At 70.3% G+C, this 26,221-nt stretch carries 22 protein-coding genes; 11 read left to right on the forward strand and 11 right to left on the reverse strand.

Annotated elements, in window-relative coordinates:
* Positions 1-40 precede the first annotated feature (40 nt).
* The 5 genes from AB0I81_RS55260 to AB0I81_RS55280 form a co-directional block, all read right to left on the reverse strand.
* On the reverse strand, positions 41-379 hold the full coding sequence (locus tag AB0I81_RS55260) for an STAS domain-containing protein (RefSeq protein ID WP_148442055.1): 339 nt from the start codon (positions 377-379) through the stop codon (positions 41-43).
* Between the two features lie 185 nt (positions 380-564).
* Positions 565-1,299 (reverse strand): ABC transporter ATP-binding protein, encoded by a 735-nt coding sequence (locus AB0I81_RS55265; protein ID WP_360676839.1) that lies wholly within the window; start codon positions 1,297-1,299, stop codon positions 565-567.
* On the reverse strand, positions 1,296-2,051 hold the full coding sequence (gene cbiQ, locus AB0I81_RS55270; protein WP_360676841.1) for a cobalt ECF transporter T component CbiQ: 756 nt from the start codon (positions 2,049-2,051) through the stop codon (positions 1,296-1,298). The genes AB0I81_RS55265 and cbiQ overlap by 4 nt, the downstream gene beginning before the upstream one ends.
* Before the next feature lie 3 nt (positions 2,052-2,054).
* Positions 2,055-3,056, reverse strand: a complete 1,002-nt coding sequence (locus AB0I81_RS55275; RefSeq protein WP_360676844.1) for an energy-coupling factor ABC transporter permease — start codon at positions 3,054-3,056, stop codon at positions 2,055-2,057.
* A gap of 78 nt (positions 3,057-3,134) precedes the next feature.
* On the reverse strand, positions 3,135-4,943 hold the full coding sequence (locus AB0I81_RS55280) for a glycosyltransferase family 2 protein (protein ID WP_360676846.1): 1,809 nt from the start codon (positions 4,941-4,943) through the stop codon (positions 3,135-3,137).
* Between the two features lie 323 nt (positions 4,944-5,266).
* On the opposite strand from AB0I81_RS55280, the gene AB0I81_RS55285 reads away from it, so the two are divergent.
* Together AB0I81_RS55285 and AB0I81_RS55290 are read left to right on the forward strand one after the other, a co-directional pair.
* Positions 5,267-5,626, forward strand: a complete 360-nt coding sequence (locus AB0I81_RS55285; protein WP_360676848.1) for a hypothetical protein — start codon at positions 5,267-5,269, stop codon at positions 5,624-5,626.
* A 17-nt stretch (positions 5,627-5,643) separates the two neighbouring features.
* Positions 5,644-6,009, forward strand: a complete 366-nt coding sequence (locus tag AB0I81_RS55290) for a ClpX C4-type zinc finger protein (RefSeq protein ID WP_360676850.1) — start codon at positions 5,644-5,646, stop codon at positions 6,007-6,009.
* Between the two features lie 382 nt (positions 6,010-6,391).
* On the opposite strand, the gene AB0I81_RS55295 is transcribed toward AB0I81_RS55290, so the two are convergent.
* On the reverse strand, positions 6,392-6,868 hold the full coding sequence (locus AB0I81_RS55295; RefSeq protein WP_360676852.1) for a CHRD domain-containing protein: 477 nt from the start codon (positions 6,866-6,868) through the stop codon (positions 6,392-6,394).
* Positions 6,869-6,990: 122 nt separating this feature from the next.
* A complete protein-coding gene (locus AB0I81_RS55300) occupies positions 6,991-7,560 on the reverse strand; it encodes a CGNR zinc finger domain-containing protein (RefSeq protein WP_360676854.1) in 570 nt (189 codons plus the stop codon).
* A 72-nt stretch (positions 7,561-7,632) separates the two neighbouring features.
* On the opposite strand from AB0I81_RS55300, the gene AB0I81_RS55305 reads away from it, so the two are divergent.
* Together AB0I81_RS55305 and AB0I81_RS55310 are read left to right on the forward strand one after the other, a co-directional pair.
* Positions 7,633-8,388 (forward strand): class I SAM-dependent methyltransferase, encoded by a 756-nt coding sequence (locus AB0I81_RS55305; protein ID WP_360676856.1) that lies wholly within the window; start codon positions 7,633-7,635, stop codon positions 8,386-8,388.
* A 52-nt stretch (positions 8,389-8,440) separates the two neighbouring features.
* Positions 8,441-8,683 (forward strand): hypothetical protein, encoded by a 243-nt coding sequence (locus tag AB0I81_RS55310; protein WP_360676858.1) that lies wholly within the window; start codon positions 8,441-8,443, stop codon positions 8,681-8,683.
* Between the two features lies 1 nt (position 8,684).
* Here the strand turns inward: AB0I81_RS55310 and AB0I81_RS55315 are convergent, their stop codons facing one another.
* Positions 8,685-9,062 (reverse strand): helix-turn-helix domain-containing protein, encoded by a 378-nt coding sequence (locus AB0I81_RS55315; RefSeq protein WP_360676860.1) that lies wholly within the window; start codon positions 9,060-9,062, stop codon positions 8,685-8,687.
* Positions 9,063-9,398: 336 nt separating this feature from the next.
* On the opposite strand from AB0I81_RS55315, the gene AB0I81_RS55320 reads away from it, so the two are divergent.
* The 3 genes from AB0I81_RS55320 to AB0I81_RS55330 are packed head-to-tail and all read left to right on the forward strand — an operon-like array spanning position 9,399 to position 11,696.
* Positions 9,399-9,584 (forward strand): hypothetical protein, encoded by a 186-nt coding sequence (locus AB0I81_RS55320; protein ID WP_360676862.1) that lies wholly within the window; start codon positions 9,399-9,401, stop codon positions 9,582-9,584.
* Entirely contained in the window at positions 9,581-10,084 is a 504-nt protein-coding gene (locus AB0I81_RS55325; RefSeq protein WP_360676864.1) for a helix-turn-helix domain-containing protein, read from the forward strand. The genes AB0I81_RS55320 and AB0I81_RS55325 overlap by 4 nt, the downstream gene beginning before the upstream one ends.
* A gap of 22 nt (positions 10,085-10,106) precedes the next feature.
* Complete coding sequence (locus AB0I81_RS55330) at positions 10,107-11,696, forward strand: serine/threonine-protein kinase (RefSeq protein WP_360676866.1); 1,590 nt, start codon at positions 10,107-10,109, stop codon at positions 11,694-11,696.
* Positions 11,697-11,800: 104 nt separating this feature from the next.
* On the opposite strand, the gene AB0I81_RS55335 is transcribed toward AB0I81_RS55330, so the two are convergent.
* Complete coding sequence (locus tag AB0I81_RS55335) at positions 11,801-13,024, reverse strand: cytochrome P450 (RefSeq protein ID WP_360676868.1); 1,224 nt, start codon at positions 13,022-13,024, stop codon at positions 11,801-11,803.
* A 96-nt stretch (positions 13,025-13,120) separates the two neighbouring features.
* Between AB0I81_RS55335 and AB0I81_RS55340 the strand changes: the two genes are divergently transcribed.
* The 4 genes from AB0I81_RS55340 to AB0I81_RS55355 all read left to right on the forward strand — a co-directional run bounded on the left by AB0I81_RS55340 (position 13,121) and on the right by AB0I81_RS55355 (position 16,416).
* Positions 13,121-14,035, forward strand: a complete 915-nt coding sequence (locus AB0I81_RS55340) for an SDR family oxidoreductase (RefSeq protein WP_360676870.1) — start codon at positions 13,121-13,123, stop codon at positions 14,033-14,035.
* 78 nt (positions 14,036-14,113) lie between these two features.
* On the forward strand, positions 14,114-15,022 hold the full coding sequence (locus tag AB0I81_RS55345; RefSeq protein WP_360676872.1) for a hypothetical protein: 909 nt from the start codon (positions 14,114-14,116) through the stop codon (positions 15,020-15,022).
* A 10-nt stretch (positions 15,023-15,032) separates the two neighbouring features.
* On the forward strand, positions 15,033-15,488 hold the full coding sequence (locus tag AB0I81_RS55350) for a flavodoxin (protein ID WP_360676874.1): 456 nt from the start codon (positions 15,033-15,035) through the stop codon (positions 15,486-15,488).
* A gap of 166 nt (positions 15,489-15,654) precedes the next feature.
* Positions 15,655-16,416 (forward strand): response regulator transcription factor, encoded by a 762-nt coding sequence (locus AB0I81_RS55355; RefSeq protein ID WP_360676876.1) that lies wholly within the window; start codon positions 15,655-15,657, stop codon positions 16,414-16,416.
* A gap of 82 nt (positions 16,417-16,498) precedes the next feature.
* Here the strand turns inward: AB0I81_RS55355 and AB0I81_RS55360 are convergent, their stop codons facing one another.
* Both AB0I81_RS55360 and AB0I81_RS55365 read right to left on the reverse strand, forming a co-directional pair.
* Entirely contained in the window at positions 16,499-22,720 is a 6,222-nt protein-coding gene (locus tag AB0I81_RS55360) for an RHS repeat-associated core domain-containing protein (protein ID WP_360676878.1), read from the reverse strand.
* A gap of 78 nt (positions 22,721-22,798) precedes the next feature.
* Positions 22,799-26,035, reverse strand: coding sequence for a LamG-like jellyroll fold domain-containing protein (locus AB0I81_RS55365; protein ID WP_360676880.1), 3,237 nt, complete (start codon positions 26,033-26,035; stop codon positions 22,799-22,801).
* Positions 26,036-26,221: the final 186 nt, after the last annotated feature.

A 26,221-nucleotide genomic window follows, 5' to 3' on the forward strand; every position in this document is an offset into this window, starting at 1 on the left:
ACCCTAACGCGCAAACCGAATGAAGTTCTACTCAGGTCGGCTAAATCTCACCCACGGCGGTGTCCACGTCGGAGTAGACCTTGATCCGCCGGTCCAGACCCGTCGTGCGGAGGATGCGCGCGACGGGCGCCTGGGGCGCCGCCAGGGACACGCCGCCGCCCTCTCCCGTCGCCAGCCGCCAGGCCTCGATCAGCACCGACAGGCCGCTGGAGTCCATGAACGACAACTGCTGCAGATCGAGCACGAGCCTGGCGCTGTCCTGCTTGATGGCGTCGCGCACCTCATCACGCAGGAACGGCGCGGTGAACAGATCAAGCTCTCCCTCGACGGCCACCACCACGGCGTCACCAAGGGCGTGTCGCGCAAGCCGCAGCTTCATTTGGCCCCTCCTCGATGAGCCACTGTACTTCGACATCCCCGGATACCGGGCATGCACAAACTACGAAAAGTCGGAAGCAGGAGGACAAGGCTGGCCTAAACGCGAGCCAAACGCCCCATCAAGAACCATCCTCCGGCTTTCTACCCATCTCGGCGCCCATGTCTGGCCTGGGAGACCGGGTTGCCTTACAGGGCCGGGATCGCGAAGCCGTACGGCAGCTCCAGACGGTGCCTGGCCAGCAGTTCGGCGTCGGAGAGCAGCTCGCGGGTGGGCCCGTCCGAGGCGATCACGCCGTCGGACAGGATGAGCGAGCGCTCGCACAACTCCAGCGCGTACGGCAGGTCGTGCGTGACCATGAGCACCGTCACGTCCAGGGAGCGCAGAATCTCGGCGAGTTCCCTGCGGGCGGCCGGATCCAGGTTGGAGGACGGCTCGTCGAGCACCAGAATCTCCGGCGCCATCGCCAGCACCGTCGCCACCGCCACCCTGCGCCGCTGCCCGAACGACAGGTGGTGCGGCGGCCGGTCGGCGACATGCAACATGCCCACCCGCTCCAGCGCGTCCTTGACCACCCGGTCCAGCTCCTCGCCGCGCAGGCCCGCGTTGGCCGGGCCGAAGGCGACGTCGTCGCGCACGGTGGGCATGAAGAGCTGGTCGTCGGGATCCTGGAAGACCAGCCCGACGCGCTGCCTGATCTCCTTGAGCGTGTCCTTGCGCACCGGCGTGCCGGCGACCGTGACGCTGCCGTGCCCGGCGGTGAGTATGCCGTTGAGGTGCATGACGAGCGTGGTCTTGCCCGCGCCGTTGGGGCCGAGCAGGGCCACCCGCTCACCGCGCGCGACGGACAGATCCACGCCGAACAGCGCCTGCGTCCCGTCCGGGTAGGCGTAGGCGAGTTGCCGGACTTCGAGAGAGTTCACCACGTTATTCCCATGACTGCGAGGGCGACGGCGGGCAGGGCCAGGGCGATCCCCCATTGCCGTACAGAAGGCGAGAAATCCTGAAATATCGGCATCTGTCCTGAATATCCCCGGCTCAGCATCGCGAGATGCACGCGCTCACCCCGTTCGTACGAGCGGATGAACAGCGCCCCGGCCGAACGTGCGATCACGGGGACGTGCCGCAGGTCGCGGGCCTCGAACCCGCGCGACTCCCGCGCCACCCGCATCCGCCGCATCTCCGCCACGATCACGTCCAGATACCTGAGCATGAACATGGCGATCTGCACCAGCAGGCTCGGCAGCCGCAGGCGCTGCGCCCCGAGCAGAATCGCGCGCGGCTCCGTGGTGGCCGCGAGCAGGATGCTGGCGACCACCCCGAGTGTGGCCTTGGCCAGGATGTTCCAGGCCGCCCAGAGGCCGGGCACGCTCAGCGAGAGCCCCAGCACCGTGGTCCGCTCCCCCAGCCCGACGATCGGGATGAAGAACGCGAACAGCACGAAGGGCACCTCGACCGCCATCCGCCGCGACACGTACAACGGCGGCACCCCGGCCACCGCCGCGACGACCCCGAGCAGCACCGCGTAGCAGGCGAAGGCCAGGAACCGCTCACGCGGCGTGGCCACCACCACGAGCGCGAAGGCGAAGACGGCCAGCAGCTTGCACTGCGGCGGCAGCCGGTGCACGACCGACCCGCCCGGCAGATAGAGCTGATGATGGTGCCCGGCGCCCACGTCTCAGACCTTGCTCCCGGTACGGCTCCGCGCCGCGTACGCGATGGCCCCGGCGATGAGCAGCACGAGCCCGACCCCGATGATCCCGGCCACGCCGACGGGAATCCCGCCCACCTCGCCGTAGTCGGCCAGCGCCCACTCACCGAACAGGTGGTCGGCGGCCCGGCTGAGGAAGCCCTGGTCCTCGCCCACCGCCTCCAGGCCGTCAGGCTCCCCGGAGGCGAAGAAGGACACGATCCCGGCCAGCACCAGCGTCACGCCGACGCCGCCGAGCAGGAACGGCCTGAGCGAGCCGCGCGCGGTGATCAGTTCCTTCTCGCTGACGACGGTGCTCGTGCCCTCCGCGCCGCGCAGGACCAGGGGCCTGCCCAGGCCGCGGGCGCCGTACACGAGGTCGGGGCGCACGGTCAGCACCGCGCCGACGGTCACGGCCGTGATCAGCGCCTCGCCGATGCCGATGAGCAGGTGCACGCCGCCCATCGCGGCCGCCACCGCGCCGACCTCGATCGGCGCGGTGCCGCCGATCCAGAACAGCAGCGTGAAGACCAGCGCGGAGGCCGGCACCGAGATCAGCGCGGCCAGGAACGACGCCACCACGACCTGTCCCTTGGCCAGCCCGGTCACGAGCCGGAACACTCCCCAGCCGACGAGCACGGTGACGATGCCCATGATCGTGATGTTGACGCCGAGCGCGGTCAGCCCGCCGTCGGCGAAGAAGACGCCCTGCACCAGCAGAACGACGGCCATGCACAACACGCCCGTATAGGGCCCGACGAGTATCGCGGCCAGCGCGCCGCCCAGCAGGTGCCCGCTGGTGCCGGCGGCGACGGGAAAGTTGAGCATCTGCACGGCGAAGATGAACGCCGCGACCAGCCCCGCCATGGGCGCGGTCCGGTCGTCGAGCTCGCGCCGTGCCCCGCGCAGGCAGACCGCGACGCCGGCGGCCGCGACGGCCCCGGCCGAAATGGATGTCACCGCATTGAAGAAACCATCGGGCACGTGCACGGCACACCTCCGAATCAAGAGGTCCGGACGAACAGACCTTCTTCAGGTCATCGTCTTGCACCTGCACATAGATGGCAATTACCGTTTGATCCTTTTCAGCACGGATTCCGCCGTCAGCCGCCGCACCACCGCGCTCAGCCGCCCCTTGCCCGCGGTCGCGTACGGCCGCACGCTCCTGAGCAGGGCCGTTCCCCACCATCTGCGCGGCCCCGCCACCGTCTCCGTCTCGATCCTGAACCGCGCGGGCGGCCCGCCCAGGTCGAGCTCCAGGTAGGCGTCCCAGGTGCCGACGGCCAGCCGCCCCACCGCCGGCCTGGCCGCGAAGCCGCCTCCCGGCAGCGCCATGACCCGGTCGGCGCGCTCACAGCCGGTACGCCGCTCCCGCCAGACGATCCGCCTGACCGCCGAGGCCGCCGGAACGGCGCCGCCCACGGTGACCTCGCCGTCCACGAGCAGCCGGTGGCCCAGCGCCCAGCGCATCCTGATCAGCCGCGCCGTGCCGGGCACCGCGACCACGTGCCCGCCCATGTCGATGCTGAGGTTGCCGTTGTCCCTGGTGAAGTAGGGCAGGGCCACCACGCCGCCGATCATCCGCGGTTGCGGGCGGGTGATGCCGCTGTCGCGGTCGGCCCCGAGCCTGCCGAGCCGGATCACGCCCTCGATCTCGACCGCCACCCGCAGATCCCAGATGCCGGAGTCCAGGGCGCTCACGTCCAGCCGCGCGGTGAACTCGCCGCCCTTGCGCTCGGCCGGCACGACCAGCTCGTTGGCCGGGTCGTGCCGCGCGCGCAGCACCACGGCCAGGCCGTCGTCCCTGGTGATGCCGGCGAGCCTGGCCGCGCCCGTCACCACCAGGCGGTCGCCGTCCCAGCGCAGCCCGGTCAGCCTGCGCCGGACGGTGGCGCTCTCGATGCGGGCCAGGCGAACCAGGCGGTCGATGTCGTCCAGCGCGCCCGCCCGCTGCCGGTCGATGGTGTTGAGCCGCTCGTGCACGCCGGGGGTGTACCACTCCTCGCACAGCGCCGCGACCTCCCGCGCGATGTCCTTGCGCCGCACGTCGTCGCTCTCCAGGAACACCGGCCCGAGCTGGGTGAACACATCCAGCCTGAAGTGCCTGCGCAGCAGGTGGTCGCGCAGCGGGCCAGGCGGCACGTGGTCGGCCATCAGCCGGATCGGCCCCCGGATCATGGCCAGCCAGGCCAGCGGGTCCCTGCTGCCCGGCTGCTGCATGATGCTGCTGCCGTCGGAGCGGTGCACGAAGTGGTAGCAGTCGTAGTCGGCCACCACGGAGATCCCGCCGGCGTGGCAGTAGGCGTGCACGGTGAACAGGATGTCCTCGCCGACCAGCATGCCCTCGCCGAACCTGATGCGGTGGCGTTCGAGCAGGTCCCTCCTGAACAGCTTGAAGCAGCACAGGCTGTTGTAGACGGTGCTGTCGCCCAGCTCCGCCCGCTCGGCGCTGCGCGCGAACATCGACACCGGCGCCCGCCTGCCGTGCCCCACGATCTTGCCGAGCACGATGTCGGAGCCGTTGTTGTCGGCCATGGCCACCATGCGTTCGAGCGCCTCGGGGCCCAGGTAGTCGTCCGCGTCGCAGAAGAAGACATAGCGGCCGGTGGCATGCTCCAGGCCGATGTTGCGCGGGCGCCCCGCGCTGCCGCTCGCCTCGACGTGCACCACCTTGACGCTCTCCGGGTGATAGGAGGCGTAGAGGTCGAGCAACTCGCCGCTGCCGTCGGTCGAGCCGTCGTCCACGACGACGATCTCCTTCTTCACCCGCTGCACGAGCGCGGAGGTGAGGCATCTGTCGAGATAGGCCCGGCAGTTGTGTACGGGGATGACGACGCTTACGTCAACCGCGTCGTCACCGCACCCTGCGCGCTGCATGGCCACCACTCCATAGTCACGTTGCGCCATCGCCTGGTTTCAGTATGTGACGAGCGCGGGTGCCCGTGAGGGCGGATCGCACGTCTTCGTCTCCTTCGTTTTGCCGACATCGGAAAATCGCGGCATTCCACCGATAGGCCACTTGCTCCCGTCAATTACCTCATTAGCACGGAGGTGAAAAACTTTCAGGGATAATGATTTCCTACCCGGGAGTGGAATTATCTCCGCTGGGATCATTAAGACCCCACCGCGAGCGGGGAGTCATCCTGCGAAGAGGGTTGCGCGTCTACAGTTAGGCGACCTTGAGCGGGAGGTGGCGGGAAATGGAAACTGATCTCCGCAACGAAACGGCCGACGGATCGGCCGTGCAGACTGCTGAGTTCATTGTCTCGTCGGCGCGGCTGACGGAGCTGTACGAATGCTCCGCCGTGCTGCGGCGGACGAGGGCACGAGCGGAGGAAATCGTGGACGAGGCGCGGGCGCTGCTGGCGGAGGCCGAGCAGTACGGCGACGTCGAACGCGCTTTCACTCTGCGCGACCACCTCGAACAGGCACGCGGGAAGTACTGCCAGGTACTGAGCGCGTACCTGCTGATCTGTCGCAAGATCAACGAGGAGCGGCAGGAGATTCTGCGGGTGCAGATGGATCGGGATCGTCGATCAGGGTTGTCAGGCGTTGCCTGACGCGCTACTGTCAGGCCATGCCTGACTGGAAGGAAAATCTCCACTGCTCCTTCTGCCATAAGAAGAGCACGAACGTGGAAAAGTTGATCGCAGGGCCCGGCGTACACATTTGCAACGAGTGCGTCGGGCTATGTGCCGACATCCTGGAGCAGGAACGGCAAGCCGCCTCGACCGAACCCCGGCTTCCCGCGTGGGAGTCAATGTCGGTGGAGCAAATACTCGACCATCTCCCGAAAATAGCCGCCGTACAGGCACAGGTGGACGAAAATCTGCACGAGTGGGTCGGGCACCTGCGTACCCGGGATGTGAGCTGGGAACGCATCGGCACCTCGCTCGGCATGACACGGCAGTCCGCGTGGGAGCGGTTCAGAAGCGAGACCTGATGTTTTCGGACCGCGTGTAAACCCCTGTGGTGGCTGGGGCGTCTCACCGTGTGGAGGCCCAAGATGCAGGTCTTAGACGGTCGCGCGGCGCCCGATCTCGAACGGCTCAGGCTGGAGTTGTTCCTGATCACGCTTCTGCACGAAGAGGCAGAGCGGCTGGCCGCCGAGTGAACGGGCTCCAGCTCCCCGGGCGCATCCGGGGAGCTGGAGCAGGGGGCCATTGCCGACGACCTGTGGGCCGTCAGTCAAGCCCGGCGCAGGGGGCCATTGCCGGCAGCCTGCGGACGGTCAGTCGAGCCCGGCGCAGAGGGCCATTGCCGGCAGCCTGCGGACGGTCAGTCGAGCCCGGCGCAGAGGGCCATTGCCGGCGACCTGTGGGTCGTCAGTCGAGCTGGCCCCTGATGGCGCCGTCCGGGAATCTCTTGTTGTGCACGTTGACGTAGTACCGGTGCGGCCGCTTCACGATGTCGCGCAACTCGGCCCTGGTGAGCGTGGTGGCGGCGGTCTTGGCGTTCTGGTGCCTGACCGCCTTGAGGCAGCCGCGCGCGAAGCCCTTCGACGGGGACTTCAGTGTGACGACGACCGGGCCCGCCACGCCCTTCCTGCCCTTGTGGATGTGGGTCATGGTGGCGGGGCCGATCCTCTTGGCGGTGACGAAGTAGCACAGCCGCCCGTGGCGTACCTCGTAGACGAACCAGCCGGAGCCGTTGCGGTCACCCGGTCCCGGGACCTCCTGCTTGCCGGTCAGCCGGACGCGCTCGGTGTCGGAGACGCCGGCGCTCGCCTGGGCGGGCAGCGCGACGACGGCGGTGAGGGTGGCGGCGGTGGCGAGGGCGGCTGCCGCTAACTGTCTGCGCATGGGATGAATTCCTCTCCCATCGGACCTTTGGGACACCTATCCGCACGGCTGCGCGGGACGACCGGTTCGCCGGGTAAGGAAGAAACCGCCCTTCGGTAAGGATGCTTTCTGGATGTGGGACTTCACCCCGTCTTGGCTCTGGCCCTGAACGCGGCCGTCTTGACCCGGTTCTGGCAGGCCGTGGAGCAGAACCTGCGGGTGCCGTTGCGTGAGACGTCCACGTAGACGCGGTCGCAGTGCGGCGCCGTGCAGACCCCGAGGCGGTCGCTGAACTCGCTGCCCAGCACGATCGCCAGCCCTGTCGCGCAACTGGCCGCCCAGTCGCCCGCCGTGGTGCCGCCGGTGCCGTGGAAGTGCAGGTGCCAGGGTTCGCCGTCGTGGCGTTCCAGCATCGGCCTGGCCCGCGTCTCCGCCAGCAGCGTGTTCACCTGCGTGGCCGCGCTGTCCACGTCGCCGCTCGCGAGCGCGGCGAAGACCGCGCGCAGGCGGGCGGCGACCTCGGCCAGCTCCGCCGCCTCCGCCTCGTTGACCTCGCGGTAGGTGGGATAGATGGCACGCAGGCCGCTGGTGACGGCGGCAACCGTGTCCACCGGCGCGGGGAAGGCACGCCCGCGCCGCTCACCCGGGGTCACCTCATTGACGAGCGACACCGCCACCCTGACCACCGTGTCCGTGTGACTGTTGAAGTTCAATTGACCAGTTACACCCTTGTGTCTTAGATTGTGACTGCCAATATCTTAAACGACAGTTACAGGGAGGCGTTCGTGCTTACTCACGATGCCGCGATGGAGTGGATCGTGCGCTGGGACCGCCAGCAGGAGGGCTACCTGCCCGACCGCGAGGCGCGTTTCACCGCTTTGATCGACGCCGTGCAGGCCCTGGGGCGGCCCGATCCCGTGGTCGTCGACCTGGGCTGCGGTCCCGGCTCGCTGTCCGCGCGGCTGCTCGAACGACTGCCCGGGGCCACGGTGATCCCGGTGGACGCCGACCCGCTGCTGCTCGGGCTCGGGCGGGCGGCGTACCCGCAGCTCACGTTCGTCTCGGCGGACCTGCGTACCAGCGGATGGACGGAACTGCTCGGCCTGGACCGGCCGGTGGACGCGGCGGTCAGCACGACGGCGCTGCACTGGATCTCCGGGCCGGAGCTGAAGGCCGTGTTCGCCGAACTGGCCACCGTCATGCGGCCCGGCGGGCTGCTGCTCAACGGCGACCACATGGACACCGAGGACACCACGCCGACGTTGTCGCGGCTGGAGCACGAGGTGCATCGGCTGGAGACCGAGCGGGTCTTCGCCGGCAACCCGCCGGAGGACTGGCGGTCCTGGTGGGACGCGATCGGCGGGGACCCGGCGCTCAGCAGCCTCAACGCCGAGCGCGCCACGGCGGGATCCACGCACCGCGGCTCGGAGTCCCATCTGCTCTCGCATCACGTCGAGGCGCTGCGGGAGGCCGGGTTCACCGAGATCGGCACGTTGTGGCAGCGGGGTAACAACCGGCTGCTGTGCGCCGTACGGGGATGAGCGTCCGGGGGCGGCCCTTCCGGGGGTCGCCCTGCCGGGCCAGAATGGGCCCATGCCGGAATTCCAGCGGCTCACGATCGACGAAGCCAGGACCCTGACCAGGACCGAGCTCCTTCCGCGCATCGAGGCGGAGCAGAAGTACTGGTACGAGCGCATCCACAGGTGCGCGATGAAACCCGGGGACGACAAGGCGTTCAGGACCTTCAACGACATCCTGCACATCGCCGTCGGCCCCCGCCGTCCCGTCGGCCACGACTACTGGACCAAGCCGCTGGGCGAGCTGGGCGAGCTCTAGCTCAAGGCTGGGCGTCGTACGTCTCGCGGGCGGCCTGCACGCGCTCGATGTTGCCCTCGGCCCAGCCCTTGAGCAGTTGCACGGCGGGCAGCAGGCTGCGGCCCAGCTCGGTCAGCTCGTAGTCGACGCGTACCGGCACGGTCGGGGTGACCGTACGGGAGACGAGTCCGTCGCGTTCCAGGTTGCGCAGTGTCTGGGTGAGCATCTTCTGGCTGACGCCGGTGATGGTGCGTGACAGTTCGCTGTAGCGGCGCGAGTCGCGCGCCAGCGCGCTGAGGGTCAGACCCACCCATTTGTCGCTGATGCGGTCGAAGAGCTGCCGGGCGGGGCAGCCGACGAGGAAGGCGTTGTACGGCTCTGCCGGGGCCTCGGCGCTCATGAGGGGAGCGTAATCCTCGGGCGCTCGTCAGGCTAGTTACGAACCATGAGAGAGCTAGCCACCTCAAGTTCGGTTCTTGCCCCGGGAGAGTAGCTCTCCTTACGGTGAGCGGGCGAATGGCAAGAGACACCACTGGTCACCCCCATCGAGCACCAGCGAGGAACTCATGACATTGCCAGGCACCAGGCTCGTTGCCGTCGTCGCGATCGGCGCCACCGCCATCACCGCTCCCTCCTCCCCCTCCTTGGGATCCGGCTGCGCGCCGGATCCGGCGCCCGCCGCACTGCCCTCGGCGTTCCAGGGCGAGAAGCTGCTCGTCCTCTCTCCGACGCCGACATGGCGGCCAGCGCGTTCCAGGACGGCAATCTCAAACCGGGCGGCAGGGAGCCGCAGGGCGACAGGGACGCGCTCACCGTGCTCGACCTGCCGCTGCGGGTCGGGGTGCCGCGGGACAGCAGCGTCGCCGCGAGTGAGACGGCCGTGGAGAACTCCGCGGTCGGGCCGCTTCTCCTCCTGCCATGAGGTCACCCGAGCGGTACCGCCAGCAGCCGGTCCTCCAGCAGGGCCGGCAGCAGGAGCAGCCCGCGACGGCGGTCGAAGGAGAAGTCGGCGGCGCCGGGGAGCGTCCGGCCGGGCACCAGCTCGGCCACCTCGCCGCCGGGTCCGACGCCCCACAGGCCCGGAGGCTGCCACGTGGTGACGGCGACGCGCCCGCCCGGCAACTCCTGGACACCGTCCACGACCTGGCCAGGCACCGTTCGCCGTACGCCGGGATGAGCAGGCGTACCCTCACCCGCCGCTTCCGCCAGGAAGTGGGCACCAGCCCCGCCCAGTGGCTGCTCGGCCAGCGGATCGAGCGCGCCCGCCACCTCCTGGAGAGCACCGACCTCACCGTGGACCGCGTCGCCGCGCTGGCCGGGTTCGGCACCGCCGGCTCGCTGCGCAGGCACCTGCACAGCGCGGTCGGCGTCACGCCGCGCGGTTACCGGCAGTCCGTGGCTTATCGCCCATGCGGCGCGTGAGTAGCCGATAGCCTGTGATGTCGTGACTGTCGATCGCGCGCCGGAATTCTCGCAGCTCGGGGATCACCGGGTCCTCTCGCAGCTGGGCGAGGGCGGCCAGGGCACGGTCTACCTCGGGGAATCGCCCGACGGCAGGCGAGCGGCGATCAAGGTGCTGCACGCCAGGTACGCGCACGATCCCAACACGCGCCGGCGGTTCCTGCGGGAGGCGGAGGTCGCGGCGAGCGTGGCCACCTTCTGCACAGCCAGGGTTCTGGGCACCGGGCTGGTGGGCGAGCGGCCGTACATCGTCAGCGAGTACGTGCCGGGGCCGTCCCTCGACGCGCTGGTCAAGCGCGACGGGCCGCGTGCCGGGGGCGGGCTGGAACGGCTGGCGGTGTCCACGCTGACCGCGCTGGCCTCGATCCACGGCGCCGGGATCGTGCACCGCGACTTCAAGCCGGCCAACGTGGTGCTCGGTCCCGAAGGGCCGGTGGTGATCGACTTCGGCATCGCCCGCGCGCTCGACACCATGACGACCGGGGCGCCGATGGGGACGCCGTCGTACATGTCGCCCGAGCAGTTCACCGACCGGCCGCTCACCTCGGCCTCGGACATGTTCTCCTGGGCCGGCACCATGGTCTTCGCCGCGACCGGACGGTCCGCCTTTCCCGCCTCGACGGTGCCCGCCGTGCTGAACGCCATCCTGCACGACGAGCCCGACGTGTCCCGCGTACCCGAGCCGCTGCGGGCGATGGTGGCCGCCTGCCTGGCCAAGGATCCGGCGGCGCGGCCGAGCGCGGCCGCGTTGCTCCGCAGCCTCACGGGCGGCGAACACACACTTGTGGACGGAGCTCTTCCCCGCGTGCCCGCCGCGCGGACCGGCCCGCCGACGGAGCCGCGGCGCAAACGTCCGGCCGGGGTCAAGATCGCGGCGACCGCCGTGGTGGTGGCGATGCTCGTTGCGGCGGGTGTGCTCGTCGTGCCGTCCTGGCTTGACGGTACGACGCCGCCGAACCTGGGCGGTGCGAACCTCGATCTCGCGGCGCTGCCCCAGATCGACGCCACCGATCGGTTCGGCGGCGACACCTCACGCCGGTACGCCGCCTACCGGCCGTTCTCCGATGAGAGCGTGCCGGCGATCGCCGTCGGCGGTGGCAGGTTCAGCGCCACCGGCGCGGCGCCGTACTTCGGCATGGTGGCCGGGCCCCGCGCGCTCTCCTCCGGGCAGGCCGTCAGCGTGGTGACCGTGGGCGCGTTCGCCGGGTCCGGGCAGCCGGAGGACAGCGTCTTCGTCGGGTATGTGAAGGATGGGGACAACTACCTCACCGCCTGGTACAACAACACCCGCAAGAGCACCGGGATCGATCTGCGGGTCGGTGGGAAATTCCGCCATGCGTCCGCCGAACTGCCGCTGACGCTGACTTCCGGGAACCGGTTCGCGCTGCTGCTGTCGGGCGACAGGGTCACCTCCTATGCCGAGCAGGGCGGGAAGTGGCGGCGGGTGCACGGCGCCTCGGTCGCGGGCATGATCGGGAAGGAGCTCGGGCAGTATCGGTACGGCTTCGGCCTGCGCGCCACCACCGGCACGGTCACCCTGACCGGCACTGAGGGACGCAGCGTTCGCCCATAGCCCGAAATATCGGGCACCCGCTCACCCCGCTGTCAGGACCGGTATCCGCTTCGGCGTCAGGACCGGTAACCATCCGGGCGTCAGGACCGGTGACCGCTTCGGTGTCAGGACCGGTAGCCCGCTGAGACCAGCAGCCGCCGGGGGCGGTAGACGAACCCGCCGTCGCTCCACGGCACCGCCGCCAGATCCTCCTCCGCCCGCAGCCCCGGCAGCCGGGCCACCAGAGCACGGAACGCCTCCTGCAGCTCCATCCTGGCCAGGTTCGCGCCCAGGCAGTAGTGCGGGCCGTGCCCGAACCCCAGGTGGGAGTTCGGCGGGGCGACGGCGAACCGGTGGACGTCGAAGCGCTGCGGCTCCTCGAACACCGACGGGTCATGGTTGGCGGCCGCGAGGTTCGGCAGCACGACGGCCCCGCCCGGCAGAGTGCCGCCGGACACCTCGACGTCCTCGGTGACCCGCCGCAACATGCCGGTCCCGCCGGGCCCCTCGTGCCGCAGGATCTCCTCCACCGCCGACTCCAGCAGCTCGGGCCGCTTGACCAGCTCGGCGTACTGGTCGGGATGGCGCAACAACCGGAACGTACCCCGGATGATCATCGAGGCGGTCGTCTCATGACCGGCCAGGATGAGCGTGAACACCATGTTGGTCAGCTCGTCCTCGCTGAGCCGGTCGCCCTCGTCCCGCGCCTCGATGAGCAGGTCGATCAGGTCGTCACCCGGCTTGACGCGGTGTTGTGCGATCAGCTCACCCGCGTACGCCATGAAGTCCGTGTACGCCCTGCCCCTGGCCTCGGCGCTCGCGTCGGAGGTGGACAGGGTCATGTCGGTCCACCCGCGGAACTCCTCGAAGCGGTCCATCGGCACGCCGAGCAGCTCGCAGATCACCCGCGCGGGCAGCGGCAGCGCGTACTCCGCGGCCAGGTCGAACTCCTCGCCGGCCGCGTCGAGCAGTTCGTTGGCGATGGCCGCGGCGCGGGGCCGCCAGCGTTCGATGTGCCGGGGCGTGAACGTGCCGTGCATGATGCGGCGGTAGCGGGTGTGCTCGGGCGGGTCCTGGTTGGCCAGCGCGGCGGGGTCGTCGTCCAGAAAGGCGCCTTTGACCATCCTGGGCAGGCCGGGCTCACGCAGGTTGCGGCTGCTGGCGGGTGAGGTGAGCAGGCCGCGCACGTCCGCGTACCGGACGATCATGGGGACCCGGTCGCCGCTCGGCAGCGTGACCGGCTCGATCGGTGCCTCCGCCTGTCTGCGGGCCAGCTCGGGGGATGGGGTGCCGTACGGGCCCGGAGGATAGTCGGGCCAGGCCGAGGTGGTGCCGGACTGATCTGTCATAACCGCCTCCTCGCTGGAACGTACGGAACGTCAAGTAGTTGGTCAACCCTCCAAAACATGACAGACGTTGTCGGATATAGCTTCTACCTTCGCATTATGAGCAACACGCTGAAGGGCAAGGTCGCGCTGGTCACAGGGGGTACCCGAGGGGCCGGGCGCGGTATCTCGGTGGAGCTGGGCGCGGCCGGGGCCACCGTGTACGTGACGGGCCGCACCACCCGCGAGAGCCGATCCGAGTACGACCGTCCGGAGACCATCGAGGAGACCGCCGAACTGGTGACCGCGGCCGGCGGGCAGGGCATCGCCGTCCAGGTCGATCACCTGGAACGCGAGCAGGTCAAGTCACTCGTCGACCGCATCAGGCGCGACCACGGACGCCTGGACGTACTGGTCAACGACATCTGGGGCGGCGAGCACCTGGCGCAGTGGGACACGCCGCTGTGGCGGCACGACCTCGACGCCGGGCTGCGCCTGCTCAGGCTGGCCATCGACACGCACGTCATCACCAGCCACTACGCGCTGCCCCTGCTGATCGAACGGCCCGGCGGCCTCGTCGTGGAGATGACCGACGGCACCAAGGACTACAACGACGACAACTACCGCGTCTCCTTCTTCTACGACCACGCCAAGAGCGCGGTGATCAGACTCGGCTTCGCGCAGGCGCACGAACTGCGGCCGCACGGGTGCACGGCGGTGACGCTGACCCCGGGCTGGCTCCGGTCGGAGCTGATGCTGGACCTGTTCGAGGTGAGCGAGTCCAACTGGCGCGACGCCACCGTCCGGGAGCCGCACTTCGTCATCTCCGAAACGCCCCGCTACGTCGGCCGCGCCGTGGCCGCCCTCGCCTCGGACCCGGACGTGATGCGCTGGAGCGGGCAGTCGCTGTCGAGCGGGCAACTGGCCCGCGAGTACGGCTTCACGGACGTGGACGGCTCCCAGCCGGACTGCTGGCGCTACCTGGTGGAGGTCCAGGACCCGGGCAAACCGGCGGACGCGTCCGGCTACCGGTGATCCCGGCGTAGTCTCCCCGCGAGACATCATGGCAACCTTCAGAGCATCACCGGCATCTCATGTTTCATGAACCTGCGTATGGCGGCCCTTCTCCTGACCACGGCCATTGCCACGACCCTGATCGTTGACCCCGCGACGGCCGCCACCGGACCGGCGAAGATCTCCTACGCCCAGCGGACGCAGGGCTGGGAAGTGGTGCTGACCGACGGAACCGTCGTCAAAATCCCGGAGGCTCTCACCACGGCCCCCAAGGACGCGATCAACGCGGGCGACGATGTCCCTCTCCTGATCAGCGGTGATGGCCGGCAACTGTTCTATTACCGCAAATCAGATGGGCTGTTCGTCCGCCGGACCGTGAACGGCTCGGAGAAGGTCGTGTCACGGAAGCTCAAGGCGCACTTCCTCGACGAGGAATGGCCGTTGGTGTCGTACGACGGCAGCTATGTGCTCACCATGACCTCGGCACCGGGAGTGGGCGTCTTCGCCGACCTGCGTACCGGCAAGGTGCTGCCACCGCCGGGGAAGACGGACACGTGGGGTTTCGCGGGCTTCAGCCCCGACGGCAAGCGGCTGCTGCTGGCAGGAGAACGCCTCACGGTATTCGACCGTAGCCTGCGCGCCCGCCTGCGCCTGAAGTCCCGGCTGTCCCCGGCGGCCCTGGCCGACGACCACGTCACGGCCGCCGTACCGGTCGGCACCTGGTCCAAGTCCCGCAAGGTCCGCCTGCTCAACCTGCGTACCGGCCGGGCGGGCGACACGCTGACCGCGCGCCTGCCGAAGGGCCGGTACATCAACGATCTCGACTTCGACCGCTCGGGACGGCTCATCATCCGCTCGAAGACCCGGACCGGAGTGGCGATCTATCAGCTCTCGAAAAAGAAGTCCGGCAAGACGACGCTCCTGCGCGAAATCACCAGACCCGACGTCACGGCCTGGGTACTTCCCGGGGACAGCACCTACGAGCGGTGGACGAAGAAGTCTCACTAGGATTGACAACGTGCCGCGCCTGCTCATCGTCCATCACACGACCTCGCCCACGCTGCGCGAACTCTTCGAGTCGGTACGGCAGGGCGCCGGCACCGACGAGATCGAGGGCGTGGAGGTGGTCACCCGCGCGGCCCTGCGCGCCACCACCACGGACGTCTTCGAGGCCGACGGCGTCGTCCTGGGCACGCCGGCCAACATCGGCTACATGAGCGGCGCGCTCAAGCACTTCTTCGACACGATCTACTACCCGTGCCTGGAGGACACCCAGCGCCTGCCGTACGGGCTTTATGTGCACGGCAACAACGACACGACCGGCGCCGTCCGCGCGGTGGAGTCGATCGCGACCGGCCTCGGCTGGGAGCAGGTCCACCGGCCTGTGTCGGTGACGGGCGCGCCGGGCAAGGAGGACCTGGCGGCCTGCTGGGAACTCGGCGCCACACTCGCCGCGACCATCAGCCCCGACTGACCGAACCCGGACTTCGGGCTGCAACGCCCCGTGAACTGATGACGAACCTCCCGTCACGGAAGATCGGCGGCCGACCCTCGCGCGTACCCGATCGAACGGGCACACCAAGAAAACGAAAAGGGCATCCGGTAAGTAAGGGGCAGATTCCCCCGTTCGAGGAGCCCCGATGACCGCAGCATCCCCGTCCAGGCGTCGTGCCGCTCCGTGGGGGCGGGCGCTGGCGGCGCAGGCCGCGATGCCGTGCTGCCCGCGGGCGCGCAGGGAGACGATCAAGGTGCTGGTGGTCGGCGATCGGGAGCGCGGGCGGGCGCGCGTGGCGGCGCTCATCCGGGGCGCGCGCGGCCTGGAGGTCGCGGGACAGGTGGCGACCGCCGAGGCGGCGGCGGGGATCCGCGCCCAGGTCGCCCTGCTGTACGCGCGCACGCCCGACGCCGTCACAGCCACCCGGGTCCTGACCAGAGGCGGGCCCAAGACCCTGACCGGGAGCGAGCCCAAGGTCCTGGCCGGGAGCGGGCCCAAGGTGCTGGTTCTGGGGAGGCGGGGCGAGATCGGCGGTTATGCTCGGGCGGTGCTGCGGGCGGGGGCGGCCGGGCTGCTGCCGTGGGACGCCCCGCCCGCCCGGCTGCTGGCGGCGATCCGGGCGGTGGCGGAGGGCGGCGTGCTGCTGGCCCGGGATGTGGTGGCGGCGCTGACGGGGTGCCCGCTCGACGAGACCCCCGACCCGGGCGTGCTGACCAGGCGTGAGGCCGAGGTGATCGCGCTGGTGGCACGGGCGCTGTCCAACAAGGACATCGCCGCGTTCCTGTGGATCAGCGAGGCCACCGTCAAGACGCACCTGAACAGGGCGATGGCCAAGCTGGCCCTGTCCAGCCGCGCCCACGTGGTGGCGTACGCGTACGACCGCGGCCTGGTCCAACCCTCAACGTGACCCCCCGCGGTCGTACGCGTACGACCGCGGTCTGGTCCACCCCTCAACGTGACCCCTCGCGTGGAGGGGTCACGACCGCCGGTCAGGACGCCGGCTCCAGGTATCGCGCGAAGATCTCGCCAAGCCTGATGACGGCGTTCACCTTGCCACCGCGTCCCTCGTACAGGATCTTGGGCCCGCCGGGCGGGTCGTGCTGCTTGAACAGGACGTGCGGCGTCTCCACCTCCGTGGACGTGTAGCGCTCCCTGGTCGATCCGGGAGAGACCTGCTCGTGGATCTTGTTCCAGTCGTAGCGCTGCTGCGTGCCGGAGACCGGCGTGCGCTGCGTCTTCGGCGGGGACTGGCGGTGGTGGGCGTTGCGGTTGGTGGGCCGGGAGTTCGGGGTGGACCGCTTCGTCCACGTCTCCCGCTTGGCCCACCGCTTCTGCTGCTGCCGGCGCATCGCCTGCAGCGCCCGCTGCGCCTGCCTGGCCTTGGCCGCGCGGGCACGGGCCGCGCGAGCCGCCGCCGCGGCGCGCCTGCGGGCCGCCGCCTCGGCCGCCCGCCTGGCCTTCTCCGCCGCCCGGCGCGCCGCGAGCTGGGCCGCCTTCCGCCTGGCGGCCTCTATGGCCTGGCGCCTGGCGAGCTCGATCGCGCGCCTCCTGGCCGCCTCGGCGGCAGCCCTCCTGGCGGCCGCCGCGAGGGCCGCGCGCCGCGCCGCCGCCGCTGCCGCCCGCGCGGCCGCCGCCATCGCGGCCCGCCTGGCGGCGATCTGGATGGCGATGCGGACGGCGGCGATGGCCAGGAACCACCAGAGCTGCCCGTCGGGGTCGCTCATCGACACCGGGTTGTTGCCGGCGTAGGCGTACCCGTGCAGTTGTTGCGGATCGGAGACGTCGATCACCGGGTCCACGGACAGGAACCGGCCGGTGGCGGGGTCGTACTCGCGTGCTCCGAGCCGGACGAGGCCGGTGCTCGCGTCGGCGGTGCCACCGACGAAGCCGCGCCGGCCCGGCCACCAGGCCGGCTTGGCCCCGCGATCGGCGCCGAACGGTGTCTGGCGGCGGACGGCGAGCTCGCCGGTGGCGGCGTTCACGGCGGCGTTGGCGGTGCCGTGGTGGTCGCTGCCGAAGAAGAACACCTTGCCGGCGGAGTCGCGCATGGCCACGGCCTCGCCGTTGACGGTGTAGTAGCGGCTGCCCTCCACCACGTCCTTGGCACGGTCGAGCCGCAACTCCAGGTCGTCGATGGAGAGGACCGCCGCGTCGGGACCCTTGCTCAGCAGCCGCTCGCCGTCGGCGTCGTACACGTGCGAGGTGGTCTTGCCGTCCTGGGTGACGGACTCCAGGTTGCCTTCGGCGTCCCAGACGAGCTGCTGCTCGGAGCCGCCGACCCGCCTGGTGACGGTATTGCCGGCCGGGTCGTAGGAGTAGGCGGAGGGCGTGCCGGCCGTCGGGGTGACGGAGGCGAGCGTGTGCGGGCCCTTGTAGGAGTAGGCGCTGGTCACCTCACTGCGCCCGGTGAAGGCGTGCTGGATCTCCTTCGTCCTGTTGCCGACGGCGTCGTACTCGTAGCTGGTCGCGTACGGCGCCACGCCGCCGATCACCTCCGCCTTCGGGGACCGCGAGCCGCAGTCGTCGGTGGCGGTCCACGCCGAGGTCAGCCGGCGCAGGTGGTCGTAGGTGAAGCACTGCGTGTCGGCGTCCCGGTCGGCGATCTTCGTGACGTTGCCGGCGGGGTCGTAGGTGTAGCGCAGGTCCAGGTCGGCGGCGGGCGCGTGATCCCGGTCCAGCCGGGAGCCGATCAGCCGGCGGGTGCCCTCCTCGCGGGTGAAGGTCAGCCAGGTCTTGCGGGTGCCGGTGCTGAGCTCGTACTGCAGGCTCTCGCCGAGCTTGCTGTAGCGGGCGTCGGTGACGTACGAGTCCAGCCCCGTGACCTGGACCGGCTGCCGCAACCCGTCGTAGGCGTAGGTGACGGTCTCGGCCGGCAGCCCGCCCGCCTCGGGGAACGTGATCGACTGGATCTGGTCGTCGGCCGTGTAGCGGGTGTTGAAGACGTACGAGCCGGCGAGCTTGCCCTCGGAGGCGGGGATGGTGATCGTCTGCCGCAGCGTGCGGTAGTCCCGGTCGATGGTGTTGATCTGCGCGGTGTACGGCTGCCCGCCCGCGTACCGCACGGTCCCGGCCAGGTGTCCCTTGGCGAGCGTGTCGTAACGCCATTCGGCCAGCTTCGGCCCGGCGGCCGAGCCCTCGTGGGTGGCGAGTTTGCGGCCGATCGCGTCGTAGACGTGGTGGAGCGTCCTGCCGCGGGCGTCCGTGGTGGAGACCACCTCGTCGAGGTCGTCGTAGACGGTGGTGGTGATGCCCTTGTCCGGATCCTCCGTCTTGGTCACCCGGCCGCGCAGGTCGTAGTGGTAGCGCCAGACGTTCCCCGCTGGATCGGTCACCGTCGAAAGGCGGCCCGCCTTGTCGTAGGTGTACTTCGTGGCGTCGTACGCGCCGGTCGGCGTGGGACCTTTGTACTGCCGCAGTTCGATCACCCGGTCCTCGGCGTCGCCGATGTGGGTGGTCGCGCCGCCGCCCGACGGCCGGGTGACGCTCACCCGGTCGCCCTGCCGCAGGGCCGTGGACGCCCACTTCTCCACACCCTTGACCAGGAGGGCCTGCCCGACCAGCTCGCCCGCGCCGTCGTAGGTGCTGACGACCTGGCCGCTCACGTCGTCGTCCGACACGGCCAGCAGGTCGGTCGATGGCTCGCCGGTGTTGTAGTAGCCGGAGTTGGTCTTGGCCACCTCGCCGATCGAGTTGTGGAAGGTGTCGGTGAGCACCCGGCCGCCGCCGATGGCCGGCTCCTGGGTCTGGCGCTTGCGCATCAGGCCGTCGTACAACTCGTGGCTGGTGAGGTAGGCGCCCTCGGCCGACAGGGTCCTCGTGGTGACGACGTTGGGGCCGTCGGTGCGGGTCAGGTAGGCGTACTCGGTGCTGGGCGACTGTCCGGCGGCCCGGTCGCGGTCGTGCTGCCAGACCTTGGTGAGCCGGCCGATCGGGTCGTGGGCCAGGTCGATGCGGCGGCCGTTCTGGTCCACCTCGGCCACCGGCTCGCCCCACGCCGGGTGAAGGTAACTGACCTTGGTGTGGCCGAGCGCGTTGCTCTCCTTGACCTCGGTGGCGTACGCGCCGGACGCCGGCGTGTACGCCGTGGTCTCCTTCGCGCCCGCCGCGTCGGTCTCGGAGGTGACCCGGCCGTAGGCGTCGTAGGTCTGGACCTCCTCGGTCACGTAGCGAGGGGTGCCGCCGGTGTACTCGGTGAGCTCCTCGGTCCTGGTGACATCGCCCCTGACCGGCGGCTCGCCGAAGGCCCGCCCGTCATAGTGGGTACGGTCGTCCGCCAGCACGTCCGCGGGCCGCTGCGGCGTCACCGAGCACGGCTTGGCCACCCTCTCCGTACGGCTGACGAAGTCGATCATCCAGGTGGCGGTGTCCCTGGCGTGGCTGTAGCGGGTGCACGTGTCGTCGCCGGGATCGGCCAGGTCACCGTGGTCGTCGATCTGGGTGACGATGCCGTGATCGTCATAAACGCGCTGCTCGGACGTGCGCCGCCACGAGCCGCCGGCCGTACGCGTACGCATCGTCGTGGCCCCGGCCCGCACCAGGTGCGCCGCCTTGGTGACGCCCTCGAACGTCGAGGAGGCCGTCTGCCGCGACCACGGCTCGTGCGCGGTGGCCGTAAGGATCTCGCCGCCGTCGCCGTCGTGCACGACGGTCTCCCGCTCGAACCCGGCGTACTGGTCCAGGTCGTCGCGGGCGCCGCCCTCGGAGTCGATCACCTGGACGCTCTTGGCGCCGCCCGCGGCGAGCCGGTCGCCGTGCATGCCGCGGTAGTACACGTGCTCGGTGAGCGTACGCTTACCGTCCTGGCCGTCACCCTGACGCACCCTCACCCTGCCGAAGCCGCGCCAGTCGGACCAGGTGCGCTGCTCCGGCTTGGTCAGGATGTTCTCGGCGTAGCGCCACGCGCCGCCGCCCACGTACTCGTAGTCCGTGACCAGCCAGGGCGAGCGGGCGGTGCGGTCGATCTCCACGGTCTGGGCGACGACGTGCTTGTGGAACCAGTCGAGCACCTCCTGCTCGTTCTGCGGCGCCCACCGCTGCGGGAAGCAGCGCATCGTGTTGCGGTCGGGCGCGGGCAGGTTCGCCGGGGTGCACTCCTCGGGCGCGTAGTTGACGCGCAGCTCGGCGCCGGCCTCGCTGTAGACGGACCGGATCCGCCACTTGATCAGCGGGGCGCGGCCCTCGTCGCCGTCCACCCGGTTGTCCAGCTGCACGCCGTCGAAGGTCACTTCGGGCAGCTCGACCGTGCCGCCGACGTGCCCGGCGTGCCGGATGCCCGCCAGCCACAACGCCGGGCCGAGGCCGTCGCCGGAGGCGGGGAAGGAGTGCCTCAGCGTCCAGGAATCGACGTCCTGGTACGCGCTCCCCGACCGGATCTGCGTGGTGACCTTGGCCAGGCGCTTGCGCGTCCAGAACGTGGGCGAGGTCCTGTCCTTGCACTGCTCGCCGGCCGCGCAGTTACGGTCGAACGGCACGTCGGGCCAGTGCGTCGCGGTGTCCTTGGTCAGCTGCGCCGGGTCGCAGGTGACGGCCCCGCCGGGCAGGCAGCGCTCGGCCACGGTGAACAACACGCGGGCGGCCGGCTGCCCGGTGAACAGCTCGTCGGCGCGGTAACCGTAGTCGATCCTGCTCAGGTGGCCGCCCCGGATGTACGGGGTCCCCCATTCCGGGTGCTCGCCGCGGCCGTAGTGGTTCTGCTCGGTCTCGTACCAGTACGTGATGGTGTTGCCGTGCCGGTCGGTCGAGCTGTCCAGGTTCCACCGCCAGGCCTGCCGGCACCAGGCGTTGTCGGCCACGCCGTTGTGGCAGGGCTCGCCGGCCTCGTTGCCGTACACCGGCGCGGTCCAGGCGGAGCGGGTCTCGGGCTTGCCGGGGCTCCAGCCTGGCAGCCGGTTCAGGCCGAACACGTACTGGGTGCCGTCGGTGCTGGTCACCCGCCAGTGCTCGCCGTCGTCGTCGCCGTTGACGGCGCCGGTCAGCTGCTCGATCCTGGTGCCGTCGTCACGCTTGAGCCGCCAGCCGCCGGCGCCCTTGACCAGTTCCACGGCGGAGCCGTTCAGGACCAGGGTGGCGTTGTCGTGGTCCCAGCACAGGTCGCCGGTCTTCCTGCCGTCTGCCGTGCACGCCTTGTAGCGGCGTTCGATGTAGCCGCCCGGGGTCAGGTCGAAGCCCTCGCCCGCCCAGGATGCCTGGTTGTTGGTGGCCGAGGTGCGGCCGTCCACGCTCTGGGAGGAGTAGTTCAGGTTCACGGCCGGCTCGTCGCCGCCGATCGCCGGCGGGACCCGTATCGGGTAGCTCCAGGAGAAGTCGCCCGACTGCGGGCCCACGCTCCACTTCGCCGACGGGGCCAGCGACGTCGCCCTGTAGTCGCCGGACGGGCCCGCCGGGGTGGTGGTCAGCGCGTACAGGCTGGTGGTGCTCACGTCCAGGTCGGCGGTGAGGGTCGCGGCGCGCACATCGTTCCGCGCCGCCACCGGTTCCGGCGCGACGCAGTCCTTCGCGCCGCTCTCCTTGGTGCAGTCGGGCAGTTTGACCAGGCGTAACCGGGCGGCGTAGTCACCGCCGAAGGCGTGACGGAACCCGGAGTAGTCCAGGCGCACCCGCGCCTTGCCGCCACGCGCGGCGACGCCCTTCCCCGGCGACACCCGCAACACCAGTTCGGAATCCCCTGCCCGTTCAGAAGCCTGCGCCAGGCCGGGGACCCGAGCCTGGCCGGGGGCCTGATCCAGGCCGGGGACCCGAGCATGACCGGGGGCCTGATCCAGGCCGGGGACCCGAGCATGACCGGGGGCCTGATCCAGGCCGGGGGCCTGGTGGTCCAGGACCTCCAGCCGGACCCGGCCCGGCGCCTTGTCGAGGCGGACCCCGAGCGAGCCGCCCGCCGTCTTCTTCGCCCCGCCGGGCTCCACCTCCACCGCGCCGGCGCGCGGCCAGGCCACCACCGGCGGCTTCTTGAGCGCATCGCCGGCCACGGCGTCCTCGCGCTTGGCCAGCACGGGAACCGCGGTGCCAGGAACGGGCTCCTCCTCCTGCACACCGGGCCGTTCCCGGCGGTGCTCGGCGGCCTGCGCGGGGAGGGCCGGCGCGAGCGGCGCGGCGACCAGCACCGCCATCACCGCGCAGGCACGGGCGAACCACCGCGCGGCACGCGGATACCAGTCGTAGATCAGAAACGTCGAGCGCTCGGTCTCAGGGATCTCCCCGAAGCCGTCCATGCACACCATCCAGAGAGCGAGGATCGCCCGCGGCAGGCCCCCGCATGATCGGGGGACGGCCCGGCCGGCGGAAAGGAGTTATCCGGCTGCGAGCCGGGCTATGTCGTCGGAGCTCAGGGCACCCTGGTAAACGCGCACGTCGTCGATCGCGCCGGGCCAGTGGCCCCCCATCGCGCCGGCGGAGATCCCGCGCCCCACCTGAAGCGGCCCTTCCGAGTTCCAGGTGCCGACGTAGTCGAGATCGGTGGACGGCACGTGCTGCCCGCCGACGTAAATGCGCACCTTCCCGGCCGGGGCGTCATAGACGCCCGCGATGTGCGTCCACTCCATCGGGTACGCCACCGCGTCCGACAGGGCCGCCCACGCGCCGGGGGCATCGGTGTCGGCGTCGGCCACACCGATCCCCCAACGGCCCGCCGAGGAGTACCCCATCGAGAAATGGCTGGCCCGGCTCCCGCCCTGGGCAACGACCACCGCATCGGACGGCGGCAGGCGATCCAGCTGGACCCAGGCGGCGACGGTGTAGCTCTGGTCGGTACGCACCGCCGCCCCGCCCGCCGCGGCATGGCCGGCGACGCCGTCCAACGTGATCGCGTCACCGACCCAGCCGGAGGTCCACGCCGCACTACCGCCCGGGGCGAGCGGCCCGGTCCTGCCGGTGGCGTCCTCTCCGTTCCCGTCCAGCTTCCAGTGGGCGGTCAACGTCTTCGCCCCGTTGACCAGGCCGGCGATCTCCTCGGGCACCACGGCGCGGTCCCAGACCCGCACGTCGTCCACGTCGCCCGGCCACGAGTCGACCATGCCGCCCTGGAACTGGGCCTGGCCGAACCGCAGCGGCCCCGCGGGTCCGGCACCACCGTGGTACTTCACGGGACCGGCAGCCAGACGGCCGTTGACGAACAGGTACATGTTCTTGGCCGCGGCGTCGTACACGCCGGTCAGGTGCGTCCACACACCGGCCTTGGCGGTGTCCTGCGCGCTGTGCGCCCACACCGGCTGGGACGTACCGGCAGTGTGATTCAGATTGAACGACCACGATCTGGACGCGGCCCGATAGCCGAGCCAGAGCCCGGCGTGCAGCTCACCATCCTGGGCGACCGCGGCGGCATTGCCGGCGGGCAACCTGTCGAGCCGCACCCATGCCGAGACCGCGAGGTTCTGCCCGGACGCCATGATCGGCGAGCCCGTCACGGCGTGCTGCCCCTCTCCATCGAAGCGCACCGCACCGCCCTGCCGCCCCTCGGCCCACCCCGCGCCGCTCAGCGTCGCCGGATGGTCACCCGCCGAGTCGGCCGCCATGCCGCCGTGGCCCTCATCGAAGGACCAGTGGCCGACGGGGGCCGTGCCCGCCCGTACGTTGAAGACGTACATCCGAATCGGGCCCAACTTCCCCGCGCCGTCCTTACTGCGTACGGAAAGCACATTGGGCCCCTCCTCCTGCGGGGTGATCTCGACGGTGGCGCGCCCGTCAACGGCCTTGACCTCGGTGTCCGGCTCGCGGTTGAGCCCATGCACGAACGCGGTCACGTCGGTGACCCCGTTGGCGCCGAACGTGAACGAACCGGCCCGGCCGGCCCCGTCACCCCAGGCGTTCTCCGGATACCGTACCGAGCTCACCTCGGGCTCGCGCTCCGGAGCGGTGGCGTCAACCCGGAGCTCACACCACGGGCTCCAGCCACCGGTGGCGATCCCGTCCTCCGCGCGTACCCGCCACCGGATCGTCGATCCGTCCTTGTACGCCCCCGCCGGAACGGCGGCATAGAACGCGTTCCCCGAACCGGCCGACGCGGTAAGGACCTCGCCCACCCTGGTGTCGCCGTCGTACCACTCGAAGCGACCGCGCACGGCGTTGTCGCCGTCGTGCAGCCGCGCGTACAACCGGGGGGCCGCCGTCCCTACGACGGCGGCCGTCGTGCAGGAGCCGCCCGGGTCGGTCCAGACGTCGGCGGCGGCGGGCGTGGCCGGCGGGCTGTTGTACTCGATCACCAGGACGGGGTTGCTGTTGAACTTCTTCCACGCGTACGTGTCGCGCTCGTCGGTGGCCCGCATCCCGAGCGTGATGTGCGGCCAGTTCTCCGCCGCCGCACGCACCGCGGCATGCGTGGCATCGAACTCCACACCTCCGGGCGGACAGCCGGCGCCCCAGCCCTTGGCCACATGCTCGGTATCCAGCCACGCCACCCAGGCCGGCTGATTGTTCCAGGTGGTGGTGTTACTGATCGCACTCGTGAGCCAGAGCTCAACCGGCCGCGGACTGCACGACCACGACCAGTCCTCGTAAACCCGGAACGTGGCCCTGACGATCTGCTTACCGTGAATGGCGTTGCCATTATTCAGCTGAAAGAACGAGCGATTGGTCTGACCGGTGCTGCTCTCGTGCCCAACCCTGGCCACGTCGGCGGCGTTCAGATAGTTAGTGTTCGGATACCGCTGCCAGACAGCCGCCCACGCCCCGCGCGGCGCCGACACGGACGGATCCAGGTAGACCGGATAACGCGTACCCGGATCGTCGAGCATCTCCTTGTCGGGCATGAGCTCCAGCGTTTTGCCACCGCCGGTCACCTCCAGCCCCATCGCCTCGTGCCGCGCCCCGGGAGGCACACCCCTGCCAGGCCCAACCGCCCTGATTGCCGCCGCCCCGCCGTCACCCGGCGACTCCCACATCAACGGAGTAGGCGCGGCAAACACCTCACCACCCGCCTCATCCACCGCCCGAAGCCCACCCCCGTTGCCCTCCCCCACCTTCAACCCCTTCGAGCCGATGGAGAAACGCAACTTACCCAGCCTGGCAGCCGCCTTACGGGACTTGACCACAAGCACATGCGAGAAACCGTCAACATCAGCGCTGACCTTCAGATCCACCCCCTTGAGCACCTCGCGATAGGTGGCGGTGGGACCGTCAAGCACCGGCGCGGGCAACTCATCGACCCACGACAGCGCGAGCGACTTGCCCCCACGCGCGACCATCGCCATCGGCGCCTTTCCTCCGCCGCCGGAGAACCGCAGCCCCACAGCCGTCGCCACCGGCGCCACCGACCCATCGGGCAGGCGGCGCAGGGTGGTGTCCACATCGGTCCAGCGCCCGTTCTGCCGCACCCGCACCGGACGAGCGTGCTGCTCCAGCACGAAACCACCCTCGGGGGTGGCATGAACGGTCCGGGTCTCGGTACGCATGGAGCCGACCTCCACCCGCTCCCGCAACCACCGCGCGGCCCGCTGAGCACTGGCTTCGGTGGCGGTGTCGATGCGCTGCCCCGTCGCTGGAGGCGCTTGCTGGACGGCGTGGGCCGACGAGCCCGCGAGGGCCGAACTCATACATAAAGCGGCCGCCGCGACGGCTGCTGCGATGCGAACGGGCGCCATCACCGCTCCGTCAACGGGACTCTTGGGGCATGCACGATCTACTCCTCCTGCTCAGGTGGCTGAAGATCGGCACGTCCGCCATGCCGCGACCTTCCCCCGCACAGTAGGGATCACCCCCTATATCCCGTCGTCAACCTG

Origin of the sequence: Nonomuraea sp. NPDC050404, assembly GCF_040655495.1 — a bacterium.
In the GTDB taxonomy this organism is placed as follows: domain Bacteria; phylum Actinomycetota; class Actinomycetes; order Streptosporangiales; family Streptosporangiaceae; genus Nonomuraea.